Below are 19,813 nucleotides of genomic sequence, written 5' to 3' on the forward strand. Positions count from 1 at the left end.
CGCATGAGCGTCCGTGACCGGCTCGCAGCAGAGCTGTTCTCCCGGGTGGCGGGTGCCGACGGACCGGGACGGCGCGCGCGGATCCATGACGCCGTCGGACCACGTCGGTTCGGTCCGGACGACCCGATCCAGCGCGTCCACGGTGACGCCTCGATGTTCGTCGGCGGGATCCGGGCACTCCTGCTGCAGTCCCTGCACCCTCTCGCGATGGCGGCCGTGGACCAGCACTCCGGGTTCCGCAGCGACCCCTGGGGTCGGCTGCAGCGGACCAGCGGCTTCCTTGCGGAGACGACGTTCGGGACGGTCGAGACGTCGGAGCGGGCGGTACGCATCGTCCGCGCCGTGCACCGGCGCGTCCACGGGACGGCACCGGACGGGCGCGCGTACGCCGCCGACGACCCGGACCTTCTGACCTGGGTGCACGTGGCCGAGGTCGACAGCTTCCTGCGGGCGCACGACCGGTACGGCGCCCGCCGGCTGGACGCCGATGAGCGCGACCGCTACGTGGCACAGGCGGCGGAGGTGGCCTGGGCGCTGGGAGCCGACGACCCACCGACCGATGTTGCCGGCCTCGACGCACGGCTCGACGCCTTCCGACCCGAGCTCGCCTCGACGCCGGCCGCCCGCGAGGCGGCGCGGTTCCTCCTGCTGACGCCACCGGTGCCGTGGTCGCTGCGGCCCGGGTACGCCGCCCTGGCCGGCGCCGCGGTCGGGCTGCTCCCCCGGTGGGCCCGTGCTCCGCTGCGGCTGCCGTGGCTCCCCGTCACGGAGACGCTCGCGTTCCGGACCGCCGGCTCCGTCGCGACCCGGACGATCCGGTGGGCGATGCAGCCGGCCCCTCCTGCCCGGGCCGTGGTCAGCGGCTCGGTGGGACCTGGTTGATCAGCTCCTCGCCCGCAGCCAGCCGGCGCAGCTGGTCGCGGACGAGCGCGACGACCCTTGGCCGCATCGCCGAGGTGCCCCCGGCGACGTGGGGTGTGATGAGCGTGTTGGGAGCACGCCAGAGCGGGTGGTCCGCCGGCAGCGGCTCCGGGTCGGTGACGTCGAGCGCGGCACGCAGGCGCCCTCGCGCCAGCTCCGCGAGGAGCGCCTCGGTGTCCACGACGGGGCCCCGCGCGAGGTTGACGAGCAGCGCGCCGTCCTTCAACGCCGCGAGGAAGTCGGCGTCGACCAGGTGCCGCGTCGCGTCGGTGAGCGGCGTGAGCACCACGACGACGTCGACGGTCGGGAGGAGCTCGGGGAGCTCAGAGGAGGCGTGCACCCCGTCGCGGGCGTGGCCGGCGACGCGGACGACATCGACCTCGAACCCCGCGAGCCGGCGCTCGAGCGCCTGCCCGATGCTGCCGTAGCCGAGGATCATCACGGTCCGGTCGGCCAGCGCGGTCCACCACCGGTACGGCAGCCACTCGGCGTTCTCCTGCGCCCGTACGAACTCCGGGATCCCGCGCAGCGCGGAGATCATCAGGCCGACCCCGAGCTCCGCGGTCGCGGCGTCGTGGACGCCGCGGGCGTTGCAGAGCGTGACGCCCGCGGGGACCTGCGCCGCGATCCCGTCGGTGCCCGCGGACTGGGCCTGGATCACCCGGAGCCGCGGCATGCGCGCGGCCAGCTCGCCCAGCGGGAACGAGAGCGCGTACGGGATCACCCAGGCCTCGACGTCGGCGAGGACGTCGTCGGCCGGGAGATCCTCGGCGGCGCCGGAGAACCGGACGAGCGTGATGCCGTCGGGAGCGTCGAGCTCCTCGGGGGCGAACGGGGTGAGCGCGACGGTCATGCGGTCAGGCGAGCTTCTCGAGGATCAGCTCGCGGACCCGACCGGCGTCGGCCTGGCCCCGCATGTCCTTCATGACCGCACCGATGAGTGCGCCTGCCGCCGCGACCTTGCCGTCGCGGATCTTGGCCGCCACGTCCGGGTTCGACTCGATCGCACGGTCGACGGCCTCGGCGAGCGCACCGTCGTCCGAGACGACCTCGAGCCCTCGTGCCGCGACGATCTCCTCGGGCGTCCCCTCGCCCGCGACGAGGCCGTCGAAGACCTGGCGCGCGAGCTTGTCGTTGATGCGCTTGGCGTCGACCAGCGCCTGCACCTCCGCCACCTGCGCCGGCGTCACGCCGATCGCGTCGATCGGGGTGCCGGTGTCGTTCGCGCGACGCGCCAGCTCGCCGAGCCACCACTTGCGGGCCGCGGTCGGCGTGGCCCCGGCGGCGACGGTCGCCTCGATCAGGTCGAGCGCACCCGCCCCGACGACGTCGCGCATCTCGAGGTCGGAGTAGCCCCACTCCCCCTGCAGACGCGCGCGACGCTCGGCCGGCGGCTCCGGGAGCGTCGCCCGCAGCTCCTCGACCCACTCGTCCGACGGCGCCACCGGGACGAGGTCGGGCTCGGGGAAGTAGCGGTAGTCCTCGGCGTCGGACTTCTCGCGTCCCGACGTCGTGACCCCGGTGTCCTCGTGCCAGTGCCGGGTCTCCTGGACGACCTTCTGGCCGGCGTCCAGCACGCCCGCGTGACGCTCCACCTCGTAGCGGACCGCCCGCTCCACCGAACGCAGCGAGTTGACGTTCTTGGTCTCCGAGCGGGTGCCGAAGACGCCGGCGTCCTTGGGCATCAGCGACAGGTTCACGTCGCAGCGCATCGAGCCCTGCTCCATCCGCGCGTCGGAGACGTCGAGCGCCTTCACGAGCTCGCGCAGGTGGGCGACGTACGCGCGCGCGACCTGCGGGGCGTACTTCCCGGCACCGACGATCGGCTTCGTGACGATCTCGATCAGCGGGATGCCGGCACGGTTGTAGTCGACCAGCGAGTAGTCGGCGCCGTGGATGCGACCCGTGGCTCCGCCGACGTGCAGCGACTTGCCGGTGTCCTCCTCCATGTGCGCGCGCTCGATCTCGACGCGGAACACCTGCGGTCCCTCGTCGGTCTCGATCGTCACCTCGGTCCAGCCGTCGAAGCAGATCGGCTCGTCGTACTGCGAGGTCTGGAAGTTCTTCGGCATGTCCGGGTAGAAGTAGTTCTTCCGGGCGAAGCGCGACCACGGCGCGATCGAGCAGTTGAGCGCGAGCCCGATCCGGATCGCCGACTCGACAGCCTTGCCGTTGACGACCGGCAGCGCGCCCGGGAGGCCCAGGCACGTCGGGCAGACCTGGGTGTTGGGCTCCGCCCCGAACTCCGTCGCGCAGCCGCAGAACATCTTGGACGCGGTGTTGAGCTCGACGTGGACCTCGAGCCCCATCACGGGGTCGTACGTCTCGAGAGCCTGGTCGAACGGGACCAGCTCCGTACGGGTCGCGGTCATCGGGTTCCTTCCGTGGAAGACGCAGCCTCGGCGGTCGCGGCCAGCTCGGGCGCGCGGCTCAGCAGCGGCGCGCCCCACTGCTCGAGCAGCAGCCGCTCCAGCGCGGCGCCCACGTTGTAGAGACGGTCGTCGCCCATCGCGGGAGCGAGCACCTGGATGCCGACGGGCAGCCCGTCCTCGTCCGCCACGCCGGCCGGGAGCGAGAGCCCGGGGACCCCGGCGAGGTTCGCGGGGATGGTGGCGACGTCCTGGAGGTACATCGACATCGGGTCGTCGAGCTTGCTCCCGAGGGGGAACGCGGTCGTCGGCGACGTCGGGGAGACGAGCACGTCGACCTGCTCGAACGCCCGCGCGAAGTCCTGCGCGATGAGCGTCCGGACCTTCTGCGCCGACCCGTAGTAGGCGTCGTAGTAGCCGCTCGACAGGGCGTAGGTGCCGATGATGATGCGACGCTTCACCTCGTCGCCGAAGCCGGCCTCGCGGGTCGCGGCCATCACCTGCTCGGCGCTCGGGTCGGCGACGCCCTGCGGGTGGACGCGCAGCCCGTAGCGCATCGCGTCGAACTTGGCGAGGTTGCTGCTCGCCTCGGCCGGGAGGATCAGGTAGTAGGTCGAGAGCGCGTACTCGAAGCTCGGGCACGAGACCTCGACGATGTCCGCGCCGGCCTTGCTCAGCAGTGCCACGGCCTCGTCGAAGCGCGTCCGCACGCCGGGCTGGTAGCCCTCGCCGCCGAGCTGCTTGACGATGCCGATCCGAAGGCCGGAGACGTCGGCCCGACGAGCGGCCTCGACGACCGGCGGGACGGGCGCGTCGATGCTCGTGGAGTCGAGCGGGTCGTGGCCGCCGATGAGGTCGTGCAGCAGCGCCGCGTCGAGCACGGTCCGGGTCACCGGTCCAGCCTGGTCGAGCGACGACGCGAGCGCGATGAGCCCGTAGCGGGACACGCCGCCGTACGTCGGCTTCACGCCCACCGTGCCGGTGACGGCCGCGGGCTGGCGGATCGAGCCGCCGGTGTCGGTGCCGATCGCGAGCGGAGCCTCGTACGCCCCCACCGCGGCCGCCGAGCCGCCTCCTGATCCGCCGGGGATCCGGTCGAGGTCCCACGGGTTGCGGGTCGGGCCGTAGGCGGAGTGCTCGGTCGAGGAGCCCATCGCGAACTCGTCCATGTTGGTCTTGCCCAGGATCGGGAGACCGGCGGCGCGGATGCGCCGGGCGACGAACGCGTCGTACGGCGGGACCCAGCCCTCGAGGATCCGCGAGCCCGCCGTGGTGGCGATGCCGGCGGTGGCGATGACGTCCTTGACCGCGATCGGCACACCGGCGAGCGGGTGCAGCGTCTCCCCCGCGGCGCGACGCGCGTCGACGTCGCGCGCGGTGTCCAGCGCTCCCTCGGCGTCCAGCGCGAGGAACGCGTTGATGTCTCCGTCGACCGCGGCGATCCGGTCGAGGTGGTCCCGCGTGACCTCGACGGACGAGACCTCGCCCGCGGCCAGCTTCGTGGCGATCTCGGCGGCGCTCAGGCGGATCGTGCTCATGCGTCCTCCCCGAGGATCTTGGGGACGGCGAAGCGCTGCTGCTCGACGACCGGCGCACCCGCGAGAGCCTGCTCCGGGGTCAGGCCAGGTGTCACGACGTCCTCGCGGAAGACGTTGGACAGCGGCACGGCGTGCGAGGTCGGCGGCACGTCGGCGGCCGCCACCTCGGCGACCTGGGCGACCGACTCGAGGATGACCGTGAGCTCAGGGGTGAGGCGGTCGAGCTCGGCGTCGGAGAGGTCGATGCGCGCGAGGTTCGCCAGGTGGGCGACGTCAGCGCGCGAGATCCCGTCGGACAACGGAGAGTCCCTTCGAGCGTGGGTGGGGTTACCGACCCATCCTAGGGCGTCGCCCCTCGCCGCCGTCCCCGCGCGGTCACCTGACCTGGCGCACCGACGCCGAGACGTACGCGTCCGAACCCGACGTGTAGATCCCGACCTCCGTCGAGTACCCGCTGAAGTCGCCTTCCTGCCGGTCCGCGGCGCTGCCCAGCCAGGACGCCCCGGACTCGTCGGTGAGCCCGAGGCCGACCAGCTCCTGCCCGAGCACGGCGCGCGCCTGCGTCTCGTCGACCGGGGTGTCGTACGAGGCTCCGCGGACGGACACGTTCCAGCTCGACGAGGTGTCGTGGTCGATGCCGAGGACCCGGACACCGGTCTTGCCGTCGTTCTTCTCGCACGAGACGGAGTCCGCCTCGTCCTTCTTGCAGGTGAACCCCTTGGCGGTCAGCGTCGGCGTCAGCGTCGCGGTGTCCTTCGGCGAGGGCCCTGCAGCCGGCGCGACGTCGGTTCCCTCCGCGCGGACCTGGAAGCCGTCCCCGTACGCGGTGAACGTGGCGTCCGCCCCGAGGTCCTCCGGACCGAGGTTCGTGTCGGCGGCAGCCGCGGCCACGAGCGCCGCGCCCTTGCCGTCGAAAAGCGTGTCGCCGACCGCCTTCGCCGCGACCTCGGTGATCGCGGCCGGGTCGTCGACGAGGTAGGCCGCCAGGTCGACGTCGGTCACGGCGCCGTCGGCCAGGCTGATGCGCAGCGTCGCGCGCTGCGGGTCCTCCCCTGCCACGAACGAGTGGCAGCGCACGAGCGAGCCGGCGACGGTCGTGTAGCAGGACCAGCTCTCGTCCGCCTCGAGAGCGGCGGTGAGGTCGGTGACCGTGCCCTCCGACATCGGGTCGCCCGCGCCGTCGCCGTCGCTGCCGTCGTCCCCGCCGTCGGTGCCCTTCTCGTCGTCGCCGCCGGCCTCGGTGGACGAGGACGACTCGGAGTCGCCGGAGCCGTCGTCGAGGACGTTGATGCCGACGACCACGGCCGCGACGACCAACGCGAGCGCGACGACCGCGCCGACGACGACGAGGACGATGTTGCGGCTCCGGTTGCTCCCGTTGCCGCCCTGCGGCGGGGTCGGCGACCACTGCGGTGCGCCGTACGCGGGCTGCTGCGGGTATCCGCCGGGTCCTTGCGCACCCCACTGCAGGGTCGGCGGACCTTGGGCCGGCGGTCCCTGCGGCGGCGGGCCTTGCGGGGGCGGACCCCAGCCCGGAGGGGGCCCGTACGGCGGCGGTGGCGGGCCCTGCGGCGACTGGCCGTGCGGGGGCTGGCCGTGGGGCGGCTGGCCCTGCGGCGGCTGGCCCTGCGGCGGCTGGCCCTGCGGCGGCTGGCCCTGCGAGGGCTGGCCCTGCGGCGGGACGGGCGGCTGCGGGCCGTTCGGGTGCGACATCGGTCCTCCGGGGAAGGGTGGCGCTCCATTGTGGACGGTGACCGGTCCGACCCCGCACCCGGGAGGTCAGCCCACAGGACCCACGGTCATGCTGACGACCGCGGCGGGGTCCCCGGAGAGGATCCGCAGCTCCAGCGCGACGCCCTCGACGTCGCCGCGCTCCTGGTCCCGGAGGAAGAGACCGACGTCCGGCACGAGCTCGAGGCTGACGAGTATCCCTTCGAGCGCGGAGAGCGCCTCTTCCTCCGGGAGGTCGACGCCCTCGCCGCCACGGACGTCCAGGACCCAGGTGGTCGCGCCGCCGGCGTCCGTCCCTCGCATGCGGTACGCGTAGGTGCCGTCGCTCTTCGCGCACGTGACCGCGCCGGCACCGGCCGGCGCGCAGCGGAACCGCATCCCGGCGAGCGCGTCGCCCAGCTCGGTGGTGGACGGCGGTGAGGGTGTCGGGTTCGGGGTCGGCTCGTACGCGGCGATCCGCAGCCCGAACCCGTCCTCGGTCGGCGTGAAGACCACCGGGCTCCCGAGGGCCTCCTCCCCGAGCGCCCGGTCCTCGGCGACGGCGTCGGCGAGGATCTCGCCGCGGCCACCGAGCAGCGCGTCACCGACGACCCGGGCGGTCGGCGCGGTCAGCGTTGCCGGATCGGAGACACCGGACGTGACGACGTCGAGGCGGGTGAGCTCGCCCGCGTCGTCCAGATCGATCCTCAGCGTCGCCCGCTGCGGCTGGTCGCCGGGCACCAGGTAGTGGCAGCGGACGACCGAGTCGGGCACGGCGTCGTAGCACCACCACGCGTCCTCCTGGAGGTCCTCCCACAGGGTGACGACCCCGTCGTAGCTCCACGGCTCGTCGACGACGTAGCCGTCCCCCGCCGGATCCGCCGCCGCGTCGAGGAGGGCCGGGAACACCCGGGCGCCGACCACGGTGGCGACGACCAGCACGACGAACGCGACCGCGCTCGCTGCGATCGCGAGGACGAGCGCGCCCGTGCGTCGGCGAGGCGCGTACGACGGTGGTGGCCCGTACGACGGTGGTGGCCCGTACGACGGTGGTGGCCCGTACGACGGGATGTCCGGGCGCGGGGGTTCGGGGTGGGGCATCGGGCTCTCCGGGGAAGGGGCTTCATTCTCACCCGCTGGCGCCGGCACCGGCAGCAGGTTCCGAACATTGCCGACGGCAGACCGGTGACAAACCGTGCAACCCAGCAGTAACCTCGCGTTCGCACACGTCTTGGGAGGGACCTTGCAGATGCGCAGACCTGTCGTCGCCGCCGTCGCGGCCGCCGCACTCGTGACCGCCGGGATCGCCGGCTCGCCCACCGCCATCGCCGCCCCGATCAAGGTGATCCTTCCGATCACCGGCTCGACCAGCCTCGCCAACCCGCTCGCCGCCGGCGCCGTCCTGCCGATGCCCGAGGGCGCCGCGCTCACCGGCGACTTCGACCTCGGGACCGGGTCGCTGGTCGGCGACATGGTCATCCCGCCGATCACCGCCAAGGTCCGCGCGCTCGGACTGCCGGTTCTCGGAGACACCACCTCGACCGTGATCCTGGAGCCGGTCGACAAGACGAAGGCGACGATCGGCGAGGGCGGCATCGTCACCGCGGTGACGAGCTTCCGGATCGCCCTGCCCGAGGTGCGCAGCGACCTCTGGCTCGTCGACAAGATCAACCTGGGCGGTCCGGACTGCAAGACCGGCGTCATCACGACGACCCTCACGAGCACCAAGCCGTTCAGCCTCACCGACGCGTTCCCGATGACGGCGACGTTCACGATCCCCAAGCTCTCGGGGTGTCCGACGGTCATCAACGACACGCTGCTCAACACGCTCATGAGCGGGGACGGCAACACGCTCGACCTCATGGTCGGTCCGATCACGGCGGCGCCCGTCGAGCCCACGCCCACGCCCACTCCCCCCGCGCCGACGCCGACGCCGGCCCCGAAGCCTCCGGCGGCCGTGGTCCTGAAGGCGTCGACCGTCGGTGGGACCACCACCAAGGTCACCTTCGGCAAGGCCGGCAAGGTCAAGGTTCGGGTCCGCCCGTCCGCCGGGGCGACCGGCACGGTGCGCCTCTACAAGGGCAAGCGGCTTCTCGCGACCAAGTCCCTGCGCGACGGACGCGCCACGCTGACCCTGCGCAAGAAGGCGCTGAAGGCGGGCAAGCACCGGCTGCGGATCGTCTACTCCGGCAGCAGGACGCTCAAGAGCTCGAAGGGCACCGTCACCGTGAAGGTCGTCAAGCGCCGCTGACGTCGGTCGCCCGCGAGGCCAGGGCGTCGCGGGCGCGGGCTCAGCCGTCCGCGTCCGCGTCGTCCTCCTCCGACACCGGCGGTCCGTCCCGCAGCAGCGCGACGAACCCCGCCTCGTCGAGGACGGGCACACCGAGCTCCTCGGCCTTCGCGGCCTTGGAGCCGGCCGCCTCACCGACCACGACGAAGCTCGTCTTCTTGGAGACCGACCCGGCCGCCTTGCCCCCACGGACCAGGATCGCCTCGCGCGCCTCGTCGCGGGTGAAGCCCTGCAGCGAGCCGGTGACCACGACCGTCAGCCCCTCGAGGGTGCGGGCGATCGACGCGTCACGCTCGTCGGCCATCCGGACTCCTGCGGCCGCCCACTGCTCGACGATGTCGCGGTGCCAGTCCACCCCGAACCACTCGACGACCGAGGCGGCGATCGTCGGACCGACCCCCTCGACGGCGGCGAGCGTCGCGGCGTCCGCGCTCCGGATCGCGTCCATGCTCCCGAGCTCGGCGGCGAGGGCGCGTGCCGCGGTCGGACCGACGTGGCGGATCGACAGGGCGACGATCACCCGCCAGAGCGGCTGCTCCTTGGCGTTGCCGAGGTTGTCGAGGAAGCGGCGCCCGTTGGCCGACAGGACCCGCTCCCCTGCCCCGGCCTCACGCTCGGCCTTCTTGGCGGCACGGGTGAACATCGGGACGCGGAGCAGCTCCTCCTCCGAGAGCGAGAACAGCCCGCCCTCGTCAGGCAGCACCTCGGCGTCGAGCAGCGCGCTCGCCGCCTCGTAGCCCAGGACCTCGATGTCGAGCGCACCCCGGCTGCCGACGTGGAACAGCCGCTCACGCAGCTGCGCGGGACAGCTGCGCGTGTTGGGGCAGCGGATGTCGGCGTCGCCCTCCTTGGCCGGTGCCAGGGTGGTGCCGCAGGAGGGGCACTCGGTCGGCATCACGAAGGCCCGCTCGCTCCCGTCGCGCAGGGCGGGGACCGGCCCGACGATCTCCGGGATCACGTCGCCGGCCTTGCGCAGCACCACGGTGTCGCCGATGAGGACGCCCTTGCGCTCGACCTCGGACGCGTTGTGCAGGGTCGCCATCTCCACCGTCGACCCGGACACGAACACCGGCTCCATGACGCCGTACGGCGTGACGCGACCCGTGCGGCCCACGTTGACCCGGATGTCGAGAAGCTTGGTGTTGACCTCCTCGGGCGGGTACTTGAAGGCGATCGCCCACCGCGGGGCGCGCGAGGTGGACCCGAGGGCGCGCTGCAGCGAGATCTGGTCGACCTTGACGACGATGCCGTCGATCTCGTGCTCGACGTCGTGGCGGTGCTCGCCGTAGTAGGTGATGAACTCCTCCACGTCGGCCATCGTCGGGAGCACCCGCACACGATCGCTGGTCGGGAGTCCCCAGGCGTGGAGGGCCTCGTACGCCGACGACTGACGCTCGGGCACGTAGCCCTCCCGGTCGCCGATGCCGTGGCAGACCATCCGGAGCGGGCGGCTCGCGGTCACCCGGGGGTCCTTCTGGCGCAGGGACCCCGCCGCTGCGTTGCGCGGGTTGGAGAACGGCGTGTTGCCGGCCTCGCTCCACGCCGCGTTGAACTCCTCGAACGCCTGGGTCGGGAAGAAGATCTCGCCGCGCACCTCCAGCAGCGACGGCACCGGGTGCTCGTCGGAGCCGGTCAGACGGTGCGGGATGCCGTCGATCGTGCGCACGTTGGCGGTGACGTCCTCGCCGACCGTCCCGTCGCCACGGGTCGCGGCGCGGGTCAGCCGACCGTCCTCGTAGGTGAGGTTGATCGCGAGGCCGTCGACCTTCAGCTCGACGAGGAAGTCGCTCTCCTTGCCGGCCTCCTTCTCGACGCGCGCGCCCCAGGCCGCGAGCTCCTCGAAGGAGAAGCAGTTGTCGAGGCTCTCCATGCGACGCCGGTGGCGCACGGCCGAGAACGCCTCCGAGACCGTCCCCCCGACGGTCTGCGTCGGCGAGTCGGGGGTCCGCAGCAACGGGTGCTGCTCCTCCAGCTCGCGCAGCTCGACCATCAGACGGTCGTACTCGGCGTCGGAGAGCGTCGGTGCGTCCTCGACGAAGTAGCGCGTCCGCGCCTGCTCGATGGTCTCGCTCAGCTCGGCGTGGCGCGAGCGCGCGGCGGCCTCGTCCGGTGGGCTCTCGATGCGATCGTCAGCGGTCGACACGGGCGACAATCTACCCTCGCGATCGGACAGGAGCGCGCGACGATGTCCGAGAGAGGGGACGGAGATGGGCTGGTACCAGGAGCACGTCGTCCCTCGCCTCGTCGACACCGTCGGCGGGATGGCACAGGGCGACCCGTACCGCGAGCGCGTGTGCGCCGGGCTGGCGGGGGACGTGGTCGAGATCGGCTTCGGCAGCGGCCACAACGTGCCGTTCTACCCCTCCTCCGTGCGCTCGGTGGCGGCGGTCGAGCCGTCGGACTTCGGGTGGCGTCTCGCCCACGAGCGCGTGATCGGTTCCCGTGTCCCGATCCGCCGTGCCGGTCTCGACGGGCAGCACCTGCCGATGCCGGACGGGAGCGCCGACGCCGTGCTGAGCACCTGGTCGATGTGCACGATCCCCGACCTCGACGCCGCCCTGGCCGAGTGCCGGCGCGTGCTGCGGCCCGGCGGCACGCTGCACTTCCTGGAGCACGGTCTCGCACCCGAGGAGCCCGTACGCCGGTGGCAGCGGCGCCTGGAGCCGCTGCAGAAGCGGGTCTTCGGCGGCTGCCACCTCACCCGGCGGATCCCGGACCACATCACCGCCGCCGGGTTCGCGCTCGTGGAGCTGGACGCGTTCTACGAGGACGGCGCGCCGCGATGGCTCGCTGCGGACTTCCTCGGGGTCGCCCTCAGCGGACCTTGAGCGTGATCGTCCGCGAGCGGTACGGGAGGATGTAGCCCCGCGGCGCGATCGCGACCCGCAGCTTCTGCGTCCCCTTGCGCGTCGTCGGGATCCTGAGGTTCACCCGACCGCTCAGCTTGCGCGTGAGCGCGGCCGAGCGCACGACCTTGCTGCCGCGGTAGACCGTCACCCGCCCGACGATCCGCTGGTAGCCCGGCGCGCTGGCACGCACCCGCAGCACCACCCGCTGGCCGCGCTTGGCCGTCTTGTCGCTGAGCCTGCGGGTGACCGTGAGCTTCGCCTTGGCGATCGCGACGCTGCGCGAGGCCGTCGGAGCGGCGTTCAGGCTGGCCGAGCCGGCGTACGCGATCGTGAACGCGCGCCGCTTCGTCCGGCTGGGCGTGAGGCGGACGTCGGCCACACCGCCCGACAGCGCGCGCGACCCGACGACCTTGCCGCCCTCACGGACGACGACCGTGCCGGTCGGCGTCTGACCGTACGCCGAGGCCCGGACCCGCAGCACCGGCTGGGCCCGCCACCGCGGGACGCCGACCCAGGCGTGCGACAGCGACGAACGGCCCTTCGCCACCCGCAGCGTCGCCGACCCCGGGGCCGCGGACGGGGCGATCGCGTAGTGGCCGTCGTAGCGCGCCACCAGCCGGTGCGTGCCGCCGGCCAGGTCACGCCGCAGACGGACGGTCGCCGCGGACGCCCACTGGTCGCCGACCTGGGCGACCGTCGCGCGTCCGAGCAGCGTGGAGCCGGAGTAGACGCTCACCGTGCCGCGCGGCACGACGTTGGCGCCGTTCACCGTCACGCGCGCCGAGACCTGGTCGCCCGACGTCACCGACGTCTTGTCGTACGTCGCGGTAGTCGACGTGGCCGCCCTCGTGACCGTCACCGTGAAGGGCGCCGCCTGGCGCCACGCGACCGCGGCGTCGCCGCTGTAGAGCACCGCGAGGCGGCGCGCTCCGGCGTACATGAGCTTGGGCAGCTTGATCGACGCCTTGCCGGAGACCAGCGTCGCCTCGCCGAGCACGTCACCGCGGTCGGTGTCGACCACCTGCACCGTCCCGGTCGGGACGCGCCCGCTCGCCGCGACGGTGATCGCGACGTCGACGCGGTTGCCGCCGACGGTGTACGCCAGCGGTGCGGCGCTCGCCGTGATCGTCGGGGTCAGGCCGGCGTTCTTCATGATCGCGCCGACCCGGGTCCGGATCGTGCCCATCTTGGCGTAGAGGTAGCGCCCCGGGCAGGCGGTCTGGCCGACGTCGCGGTGCCCCACGATCTTGGGGCGCGAGACCTTCTTGCCGGTGTTGGTGGTGAAGGTGCGGTAGCCGGTGGGGATCACGTGGTTCATCGAGAACTTCCACGCGATGACCTTGGAGATCGTCTCGACCACCGCGGCCGACGCCGACGCCGACTCGAAGTTGCCGAGCACCGAGATGCCGAAGGTCGTCGCGTTGTTGTTGAGCGCGTGGGCGCCGACGACGTTGCGGGTCAGCCCGCCCCAGCGTCCCTCCCACGCCTGGCCCCACTTGTCGACGACCACGTTGTAGCCGATGTCGCGCCACTTCAGCGCCTTGGTGTGGTACGCGTAGATCGCCCTGATCACCGAGGGGACCTCGGCGCGGGTGTACGAGTTGGAGCCCGCCGTGTGGTGCACGACGGCCCCCTGGACCGAGCCGTAGTCAGGGGCCGACTTGTCGCGGATCCGCTCGTCGGCGCCCCATGCGGCCCGGGACTTGATCGACGGCATGGGAGTCGCCGCCTCGGCGGCCGCGAGCGGCTCGACCTGCTTCGTGGTCGTCGTGGTCCCGAGGTCGAGCAGGTCGACCTGGACGTCGTCGGGCACGGTTCCGTCCGGGGTCGCGACCGTGACCTGGATGGCGTCGGACTCGCCGACGATCAGCGGCGCGGTGCCGGCGCGGGCCTTCGCCGCCTCACGCGTCCCGGGGTCGGGGCCGTCGTCGGTGGCGTCGTCGAGCCGGTACCAGTCGGTCCATCCGTCGGTCTCCCGCGTGCGAACGTAGGTGACGACCTCCCCGTCGACGGATCCGCGGTCCCAGGTGACGCCGGCGACCCGGAAGTCGTCGGTCGCGAGCTTCGGGGTGTCCACGGCGGTCGCGACCTCGTGCGTCGGGTCGGGAGCCGGCGTCCCGTCCGGCGCGAGGGCCCCCTCGACCGGCGGCTCGGTGCTCGGCTCGTCGGCGGTGACGGCGTACGCCGCGAGGGCGTAGGCGCGCGGGTCCGGCGTCGTCCCGACGGTCACCGTCTGGTTCCAGGCGACGACGGGCAGGACGACGAGTCCGGCCGCCACGGTCGGCAGGACGGCGAGTGCGATCTTCGTCCGAGACGTGCTCATGCGGGCCCCCCAAGCTGGTCGTGCTCCCCAGGCAGCGTACGTGAGCCCTGTCGCGGCGCGACTCGGAACGGGTTCAGAGGCGTGTCGCGGAAGCGACATCGCGCAGCGTCCGCCGCGCGTCGTCAGGCGTCGAGCCTGCCAGACCGCACGAGGGCGAGAGCACCGTCCGGGGCACGGTGGCGTCCTCGGAGAACCCGAGCGCCGCGAAGAAGCGGTCGCTGGACCGCCGCAGTCCGCTGGGATCCCGGCCGGTGACCCCGGGCCACAGGTCGGCGCCGGCCTCGAGCACCGCGGCGTACGCGTCGTACTCGTCGGCGGTGACGAGGCTCAGATCGAAGGACAGCGCCTCGAACCCCGCTCCCGACAGGAGCGTGACCGGGACCCGCGGCGCGCAGGTGTGGACGACCGGGCGGGCGCCGGCGCCGCGGACGGCGCTCGCGACCTCGCGGAGGGAGGCGTCGGCCTCGGGGTCGTGGACCCGCCGGTGGCGCCCGATGCCGCTGGCGGTCGGGACCTGCCCGTCGAGCACGGCGCGCAGTCCCGGCTCGTCGACCTGGAGGACGACCGCCGCGCCGGGGACGCGGCGGCGTACCTCGTCGACGTGGGCCGCGATCCCCGACGCGAGCGACTGCGCGAGCTCGCGCCGGGCGCCGTGGTCGGCGAGCACCCGGTCGCCGCGGGGCCGCTCCATCGTCGCCGCCAGCGTCCACGGCCCGGCGACCTGGACCTTGAGCCCTCCCTCGTAGCCCTGGGTCTCCTCCTCGAGCACGTCGAGGTCGTGCGACAGCAGCGAGCGGGCGCGCCGCTGGTCGAGCCCGGGCCGGTCCGTGAGCCGCCACCCCGCCGGCTGGAGGTCGGCTCCCAGCCCGTCGAGGAGGCCGACCGCCCGGCCGACCATCCCGGCGCCGTCCCCCCGCGCCGGGAGCTCGGGCAGGAACGGGAGGTCGAGGGTCTCGACAACGAAGCGGACGACGCCGCGGAAGTCCTCCCCCGGCATCGACCCGACGCCGGTGGCTCGCATGCCCGCGCTCACCGCGGCGGCACCGCGGCGGCGACCCGCTTCGTGGCGGAGATCGTGGCCGACCCGACGACCCGGGTCCCGTCGTAGACCACGACGGCCTGCCCCGGTGCGATGCCGTCGGCCGGGTCGTGGAGATCCACGTGCAGCCGGTCGCCGTCGAGCCGCACCGTCGCCCGGTGCTCCGCGCCGTGGGCCCGCAGCTGGACGGTGCAGGCGAGCTCGCCCGCCGGAGGCGTGCCGCACCACAGGGGCCGGATGCCCTCCAGCCCGTCGACGGCGAGGTGCTCGCGCGGACCGACGGTCACCGTCCCGGACACCGGCTCGATGTCGAGGACGAAGCGCGGACGGCCGTCGGCGGCCGGGCGGCCCAGCCGCAGGCCGCGGCGCTGGCCGATCGTGAACGCGAACGCGCCGTCGTGCTCGCGCAGGACCTCCCCGGCCTCGTCCACGACCACGCCGGGCTTGGTGCCCAGCTTGTCGTGCAGCCATCCCGGGGTGTCCCCGTCGGCAACGAAGCAGATGTCGTGGCTGTCCGGCTTGTGCGCCACCTGCAGGCCGCGCTGCTCCGCCTCGCGCCGCACCTCGTCCTTGGTGTCGGTGCCGAGGGGGAACAGCGAGTGGGCGATCTGGTCCGCGGTCAGCACGCCCAGCACGTACGACTGGTCCTTGGCGTGGTCGGCGGCGCGGTGCATCTCGACGGTCCCGTCGGGCGCGGTCGCGAGGCGCGCGTAGTGGCCGGTGACGACGGCGTCGAAGCCGAGCGCGAGGGCACGGTCGAGGACGGCGGCGAACTTGATCTTCTCGTTGCACCGCAGGCACGGGTTGGGGGTGCGGCCGGCGGTGTACTCGGCGATGAAGTCCTCGACGACCTCCTCGTGGAACTCGTCGCTCATGTCCCAGACGTAGAACGGGATGCCGATCACGTCGGCGGCGCGGCGGGCGTCGTTGCTGTCCTCGATCGAGCAGCAGCCGCGGGCGCCGGTCCGGTACGACCGGGGGTTGCGCGAGAGGGCCAGGTGCACGCCGGTCACGTCGTGGCCCGCATCCTTGGCGCGGGCGGCGGCGACGGCGGAGTCCACTCCCCCGGACATGGCGGCCAGGACCCGCATCAGCGCCTCCCCGCCTTCGCCGCGGCGCGGGCACGCTCGTAGACCGCGGGCAGCGCGGCGATCAGCCGGTCGACGTCGGCCACCGACGTCGTACGGCCCATGCTGAAGCGCAGCGAGCCCCGTGCCGCGAGCTCGTCCATCCCCATCGCGATCAGGACGTGGCTCGCCTGCGGCACGCCCGCCGAGCAGGCCGACCCGGTCGAGCACTCGATGCCCTGGGCGTCGAGGAGCATGAGGAGCGAGTCGCCCTCGCAGCCGGGGAAGGTCACGTGGACGACGTGCGGCAGCCGGTGCTCGGGTCCCGGCTGCGGGTCACCGTTGACGACCGCCTCCGGCACGGCCGTACGCAGTCCGTCCACCAGCCGCGAGCGGAGCGCCTCCAGACGCGCGGACTCCGCCTCGCGTCCGGTGACGGCCAGGTCCACGGCGACCGCGAACGCGGCGATCGCGGCCGTGTTGAGGGTGCCGGACCGCAGGTCGCGCTCCTGCCCGCCGCCGTGCAGCAGCGGCACGGCCTCGACCTCGCGGCGTACGACGAGCGCGCCCACGCCGGTCGGCCCGCCGACCTTGTGCGAGGAGATCGACACGGCGTCCAGCCCGCTCGCCGCGAAGTCGAGCGGCAGGTGCGCCAGCGCCTGGACGGCGTCGCTGTGCACCGGGATGCCGTGCTCGGACGCGAGCGCCACGACCTCCGGGATCGGCTGCACCGTCCCCACCTCGTTGTTGGCCGTCATGCAGCTGATGAGCGCCACGTCCTCGGGACGGCGCTCCACCGCGGCACGAAGGGCATCGAGGTCGAGCCGGCACGACCTGTCGACCTCGACCAGCTCCGCGACCGCGCCCTCGCCCTTCTCCAGCCAGGTCAGGGGGTCGAGCAGCGCGTGGTGCTCCACGGCCGAGGCGATGACTCTCCGCCGGGCAGGGTCGGCGTGGTGGCGCGACCAGTACAGGCCCTTGACCGCCAGGTTGTCGGCCTCGGTGCCGCCGGACAGGAACACGACCTCGCTGGGCCGTGCGCCGATGCGCTGCGCGATCAGCTCGCGCGCCTCCTCGACACGGCGCCGCGCGCGACGGCCGGAACCGTGCAGCGACGAGGGGTTGCCCCCCTCGAGCATCGCCGCGTTCATCGCCGCGATCGCCTCGGGGACCATCGGCGTGGTCGCCGCGTGGTCGAGGTACGTGATCGGGGCGGGCGGAAGATTCATGTCGAAACCAGACTAGTCGGCCGCCTGTCCTGTGCGTACGCCCGCTGCCTGCCAGGCTGGTGCGATGAAGCACCTTCCGACGGGCCGGCTGCGGCAGCACGACGAGCACACGGACCTCGTCTACACCCGGGTCCTGCCGCTCGACCGCGACGCGGCATGGTCCGCCGTCACGGGTCCGGAGCCGCTGGGCGAGATCGAGGTGACCGTGGTCGGAGAGGAGGAGCCCGACCACCTCACCGTCCGCCTCGACACCGGCACCGTCGTGGAGGCCTACCTGCGTGCCCGCGAGGACCGCACCACCGACCTCCAGCTCGTGGTGCACGACGTCGCGTCGCAGGACGTCGGGGAGCAGGGACCGCGGGGCGACTACCTGCTGGGAGTCCTCGGAGCACGGGTCGTCGGGGACCCGGAGCCGCTTTGGACGGACTACTACCCTGCGGGACGGGCGTACTACGACACGCTTGCCGCCACCGACGCCCGACACAGCGAGGAGTGACATGCAGACAACCTTCGACATCGACGGGGTGGGCACCGTCCACCGGCTCGGGTTCGGCGCGATGCGCATCACCGGGCCCGGGATCTGGGGCGAGCCCGCCGACCGCGAGACGGCACGCGCCGTCGTCCGGCGGGCGGTCGAGCTCGGCGTCGACTTCATCGACACCGCCGACTCGTACGGGCCGTACGTGAGCGAGGAGATCCTCGGGGAGGCGCTCGCGCCGTACCCCGCGGGCGTGACGATCGCCACCAAGGCGGGCCTGGTGCGGACCGGGCCCAACGAGTGGTGGCCCGTGGGCCGCCGCGAGTACCTCCGGCAGCAGGTCGAGACGAGCCGGTGGCGCCTGCGCACCGACGTGATCGACCTCTTCCAGCTGCACCGGATCGACGCGCGGACGCCGCGCGAGGAGCAGTTCGAGACCCTCGCGCAGCTGCGCGAGGAGGGCAAGGTCCGCGCCGTCGGGCTCTCGCAGGTGACGGTCGAGGACATCGAGGAGGCGCGGCGCTACGTGCCCGTCGCCACCGTCCAGAACCGCTACAACCTCGTGGACCGCTCGTCGGCCGACGTCCTCGACTACTGCGCCGAGCACGGCATCGGCTTCATCCCGTGGGCCCCGGTCGACGCCGGCGACCTCGCCTCCCCCGACGGTCCGGTCGGGCAGGCGGCCAAGCGGTACGACGCGACGCCGGCGCAGGTCGCGCTCGCCTGGCTGCTGCAGACGTCACCGGTGATGCTGCCCATCCCCGGCACCGGATCCGTGGCGCACCTGGAGGAGAACATGGCGGCGGCCGACCTGACCCTCGACGCGGACACCGTCGCCGAGCTCGACGCGGCCGCCTGACGGCTGTTCGGAGGGCGGGGTCCGTGCCAGGCTGGACGGCATGGACCTCTCCCTCCACCTCCCCCGGTTCGACGTGCCCGGCGGCACGGCGGCGATCGCGCCGACGTACGCCGAGGTGGGCGCGGTCGCTGACGCCGGGGGTCTCCGCTCGCTGTCGGTGATGGACCACTACTTCCAGATGGAGCACTACGCCGGCGGCGCGCCGGACCCGATGCTCGAGGCGTACACGACCCTCGGGTTCCTCGCGGCCCGGACCGAGCGCGTCGGACTCCAGGTACTCGTCACCGGCGTGCCCTACCGCTACCCCGGCCTGCTCGCGAAGATCGTCGCGTCCCTCGACGTGCTGAGCGGCGGGCGCGCCACGCTCGGGATCGGCGCCAGCTGGTACGACCGCGAGCAGCAGGCGCTCGGTGTGCCCGTCTGGCCGACCGGCGAGCGGCTCGCGCGTCTGGAGGAGACGCTGCAGGTCGTGGCGCAGATGTTCGGCGACGACGACGGGCCGTACGAGGGCCGCTACTACCAGCTCGCCGAGACGCTCTGCTCGCCGAAGCCGCTGGGCCCGGTGCCGGTGATGATCGGCGGCGGCGGGGAGAAGAAGACGCTGCGGCTCGTCGCACAGTACGGCGACGCGTGCAACTTCTTCGCCCAGCCCGGCTACGGCACCGACGGTGTGGTGCACAAGCTCGACGTGCTGCGCGGGCACTGCGACGACGTCGGCCGGCCGTACGAGGAGATCCGCAAGACGATCCTGTGGAACGGCCCGGTGCCGCTCGACGGCTCGTTCACCGAGACCCTCGCTGCGTACGCGGAGGTCGGTTTCGAGGAGGCGTTCGTGATGGCGCCGGACGGGGACCTCGTCGGTTTCGCGCGCGGGCTCGCCGAGTCGGTGGTCGGCCCAGCGGCGACCCTGTAGCGCCCCCGCCCGCCGGTCGCCCCTCCGCCGGTCGAGCAGCGCCCCCTCCGCCGGTCGAGCAGCGCCCCGCTCCGACGGTCGAGCAGCCGCGAGCCGCTAGGTGTGATGTCCAGCCAGGTTGTTCAACCTGGTGATGGGTGCGGCTTTGCCGATTGCTGAGTGGGGCCGGTGGTGGTTGTACTCGTGGAGCCATGCTGGCAGGGCGGCGAGTCGGGCTGATTCGGAGTT

General features: G+C 73.2%; 18 protein-coding genes. 6 read left to right on the forward strand and 12 right to left on the reverse strand.

What is annotated here, in order from left to right:
* The first annotated feature begins 3 nt into the window (after nt 1-3).
* Complete coding sequence (locus ACQSSQ_RS20005) at nt 4-882, forward strand: oxygenase MpaB family protein (protein WP_431328885.1); 879 nt, start codon at nt 4-6, stop codon at nt 880-882.
* Here ACQSSQ_RS20005 and ACQSSQ_RS20010 read toward each other — a convergent pair.
* The 6 genes from ACQSSQ_RS20010 to ACQSSQ_RS20035 all read right to left on the reverse strand — a co-directional run bounded on the left by ACQSSQ_RS20010 (nt 857) and on the right by ACQSSQ_RS20035 (nt 7,639).
* Nucleotides 857-1,774, reverse strand: coding sequence for a 2-hydroxyacid dehydrogenase (locus tag ACQSSQ_RS20010; RefSeq protein ID WP_431328886.1), 918 nt, complete (start codon nt 1,772-1,774; stop codon nt 857-859). The genes ACQSSQ_RS20005 and ACQSSQ_RS20010 overlap by 26 nt on opposite strands.
* A 4-nt stretch (nt 1,775-1,778) precedes the next feature.
* Nucleotides 1,779-3,293, reverse strand: coding sequence for an Asp-tRNA(Asn)/Glu-tRNA(Gln) amidotransferase subunit GatB (gene gatB / locus ACQSSQ_RS20015; RefSeq protein ID WP_431328887.1), 1,515 nt, complete (start codon nt 3,291-3,293; stop codon nt 1,779-1,781).
* Complete coding sequence (gene gatA, locus ACQSSQ_RS20020) at nt 3,290-4,828, reverse strand: Asp-tRNA(Asn)/Glu-tRNA(Gln) amidotransferase subunit GatA (protein ID WP_431328888.1); 1,539 nt, start codon at nt 4,826-4,828, stop codon at nt 3,290-3,292. The genes gatB and gatA overlap by 4 nt, the downstream gene beginning before the upstream one ends.
* Nucleotides 4,825-5,127, reverse strand: a complete 303-nt coding sequence (gene gatC, locus ACQSSQ_RS20025; protein WP_431328889.1) for an Asp-tRNA(Asn)/Glu-tRNA(Gln) amidotransferase subunit GatC — start codon at nt 5,125-5,127, stop codon at nt 4,825-4,827. The genes gatA and gatC overlap by 4 nt, the downstream gene beginning before the upstream one ends.
* Nucleotides 5,128-5,203: 76 nt before the next feature.
* Nucleotides 5,204-6,541, reverse strand: a complete 1,338-nt coding sequence (locus ACQSSQ_RS20030; RefSeq protein WP_431328890.1) for a hypothetical protein — start codon at nt 6,539-6,541, stop codon at nt 5,204-5,206.
* 66 nt (nt 6,542-6,607) lie between these two features.
* On the reverse strand, nt 6,608-7,639 hold the full coding sequence (locus tag ACQSSQ_RS20035; protein WP_431328891.1) for a hypothetical protein: 1,032 nt from the start codon (nt 7,637-7,639) through the stop codon (nt 6,608-6,610).
* A 148-nt stretch (nt 7,640-7,787) separates the two neighbouring features.
* Between ACQSSQ_RS20035 and ACQSSQ_RS20040 the strand changes: the two genes are divergently transcribed.
* Complete coding sequence (locus tag ACQSSQ_RS20040; protein WP_431328892.1) at nt 7,788-8,789, forward strand: Ig-like domain repeat protein; 1,002 nt, start codon at nt 7,788-7,790, stop codon at nt 8,787-8,789.
* A 40-nt stretch (nt 8,790-8,829) separates the two neighbouring features.
* Here the strand turns inward: ACQSSQ_RS20040 and ligA are convergent, their stop codons facing one another.
* On the reverse strand, nt 8,830-10,971 hold the full coding sequence (gene ligA / locus ACQSSQ_RS20045) for an NAD-dependent DNA ligase LigA (RefSeq protein WP_431328893.1): 2,142 nt from the start codon (nt 10,969-10,971) through the stop codon (nt 8,830-8,832).
* A gap of 64 nt (nt 10,972-11,035) precedes the next feature.
* On the opposite strand from ligA, the gene ACQSSQ_RS20050 reads away from it, so the two are divergent.
* A complete protein-coding gene (locus ACQSSQ_RS20050; RefSeq protein ID WP_431328894.1) occupies nt 11,036-11,656 on the forward strand; it encodes a class I SAM-dependent methyltransferase in 621 nt (206 codons plus the stop codon).
* Here the strand turns inward: ACQSSQ_RS20050 and ACQSSQ_RS20055 are convergent.
* The 4 genes from ACQSSQ_RS20055 to ACQSSQ_RS20070 all read right to left on the reverse strand — a co-directional run bounded on the left by ACQSSQ_RS20055 (nt 11,643) and on the right by ACQSSQ_RS20070 (nt 17,335).
* Nucleotides 11,643-14,000: an Ig-like domain repeat protein gene (locus ACQSSQ_RS20055; RefSeq protein ID WP_431328895.1), complete on the reverse strand. Its 2,358-nt coding sequence runs from the start codon at nt 13,998-14,000 to the stop codon at nt 11,643-11,645. The two genes, ACQSSQ_RS20050 and ACQSSQ_RS20055, sit on opposite strands and share 14 nt — an antisense overlap.
* Before the next feature lie 73 nt (nt 14,001-14,073).
* The gene (locus ACQSSQ_RS20060) at nt 14,074-15,021 is read right to left on the reverse strand and encodes a uroporphyrinogen decarboxylase/cobalamine-independent methonine synthase family protein (RefSeq protein WP_431328896.1); all 948 of its coding nucleotides are present in this window, start codon (nt 15,019-15,021) and stop codon (nt 14,074-14,076) included.
* An 8-nt stretch (nt 15,022-15,029) separates the two neighbouring features.
* Nucleotides 15,030-16,130 carry a tRNA 2-thiouridine(34) synthase MnmA gene (mnmA, locus tag ACQSSQ_RS20065; protein ID WP_431328897.1) on the reverse strand — a complete coding sequence of 367 codons (1,101 nt, stop codon included), beginning with the start codon at nt 16,128-16,130 and terminating at the stop codon, nt 15,030-15,032.
* A complete protein-coding gene (locus tag ACQSSQ_RS20070) occupies nt 16,130-17,335 on the reverse strand; it encodes a cysteine desulfurase family protein (RefSeq protein WP_431328898.1) in 1,206 nt (401 codons plus the stop codon). The genes mnmA and ACQSSQ_RS20070 overlap by 1 nt, the downstream gene beginning before the upstream one ends.
* A gap of 64 nt (nt 17,336-17,399) precedes the next feature.
* On the opposite strand from ACQSSQ_RS20070, the gene ACQSSQ_RS20075 reads away from it, so the two are divergent.
* The 3 genes from ACQSSQ_RS20075 to ACQSSQ_RS20085 are packed head-to-tail and all read left to right on the forward strand — an operon-like array spanning nt 17,400 to nt 19,585.
* Nucleotides 17,400-17,831 carry a hypothetical protein gene (locus ACQSSQ_RS20075; RefSeq protein WP_431328899.1) on the forward strand — a complete coding sequence of 144 codons (432 nt, stop codon included), beginning with the start codon at nt 17,400-17,402 and terminating at the stop codon, nt 17,829-17,831.
* Between the two features lies 1 nt (nt 17,832).
* Nucleotides 17,833-18,672, forward strand: a complete 840-nt coding sequence (locus ACQSSQ_RS20080) for an aldo/keto reductase (RefSeq protein WP_431328900.1) — start codon at nt 17,833-17,835, stop codon at nt 18,670-18,672.
* 40 nt (nt 18,673-18,712) lie between these two features.
* The gene (locus ACQSSQ_RS20085; protein ID WP_431328901.1) at nt 18,713-19,585 is read left to right on the forward strand and encodes an LLM class F420-dependent oxidoreductase; all 873 of its coding nucleotides are present in this window, start codon (nt 18,713-18,715) and stop codon (nt 19,583-19,585) included.
* A gap of 96 nt (nt 19,586-19,681) precedes the next feature.
* Here the strand turns inward: ACQSSQ_RS20085 and ACQSSQ_RS20090 are convergent.
* A partial coding sequence (locus ACQSSQ_RS20090; protein WP_431328912.1) for an integrase core domain-containing protein occupies nt 19,682-19,813 on the reverse strand: 132 nt, incomplete at its 5' end.

The sequence above is a fragment of the Mumia spirodelae genome (assembly GCF_050632745.1).
Taxonomy (GTDB): domain Bacteria; phylum Actinomycetota; class Actinomycetes; order Propionibacteriales; family Nocardioidaceae; genus Mumia.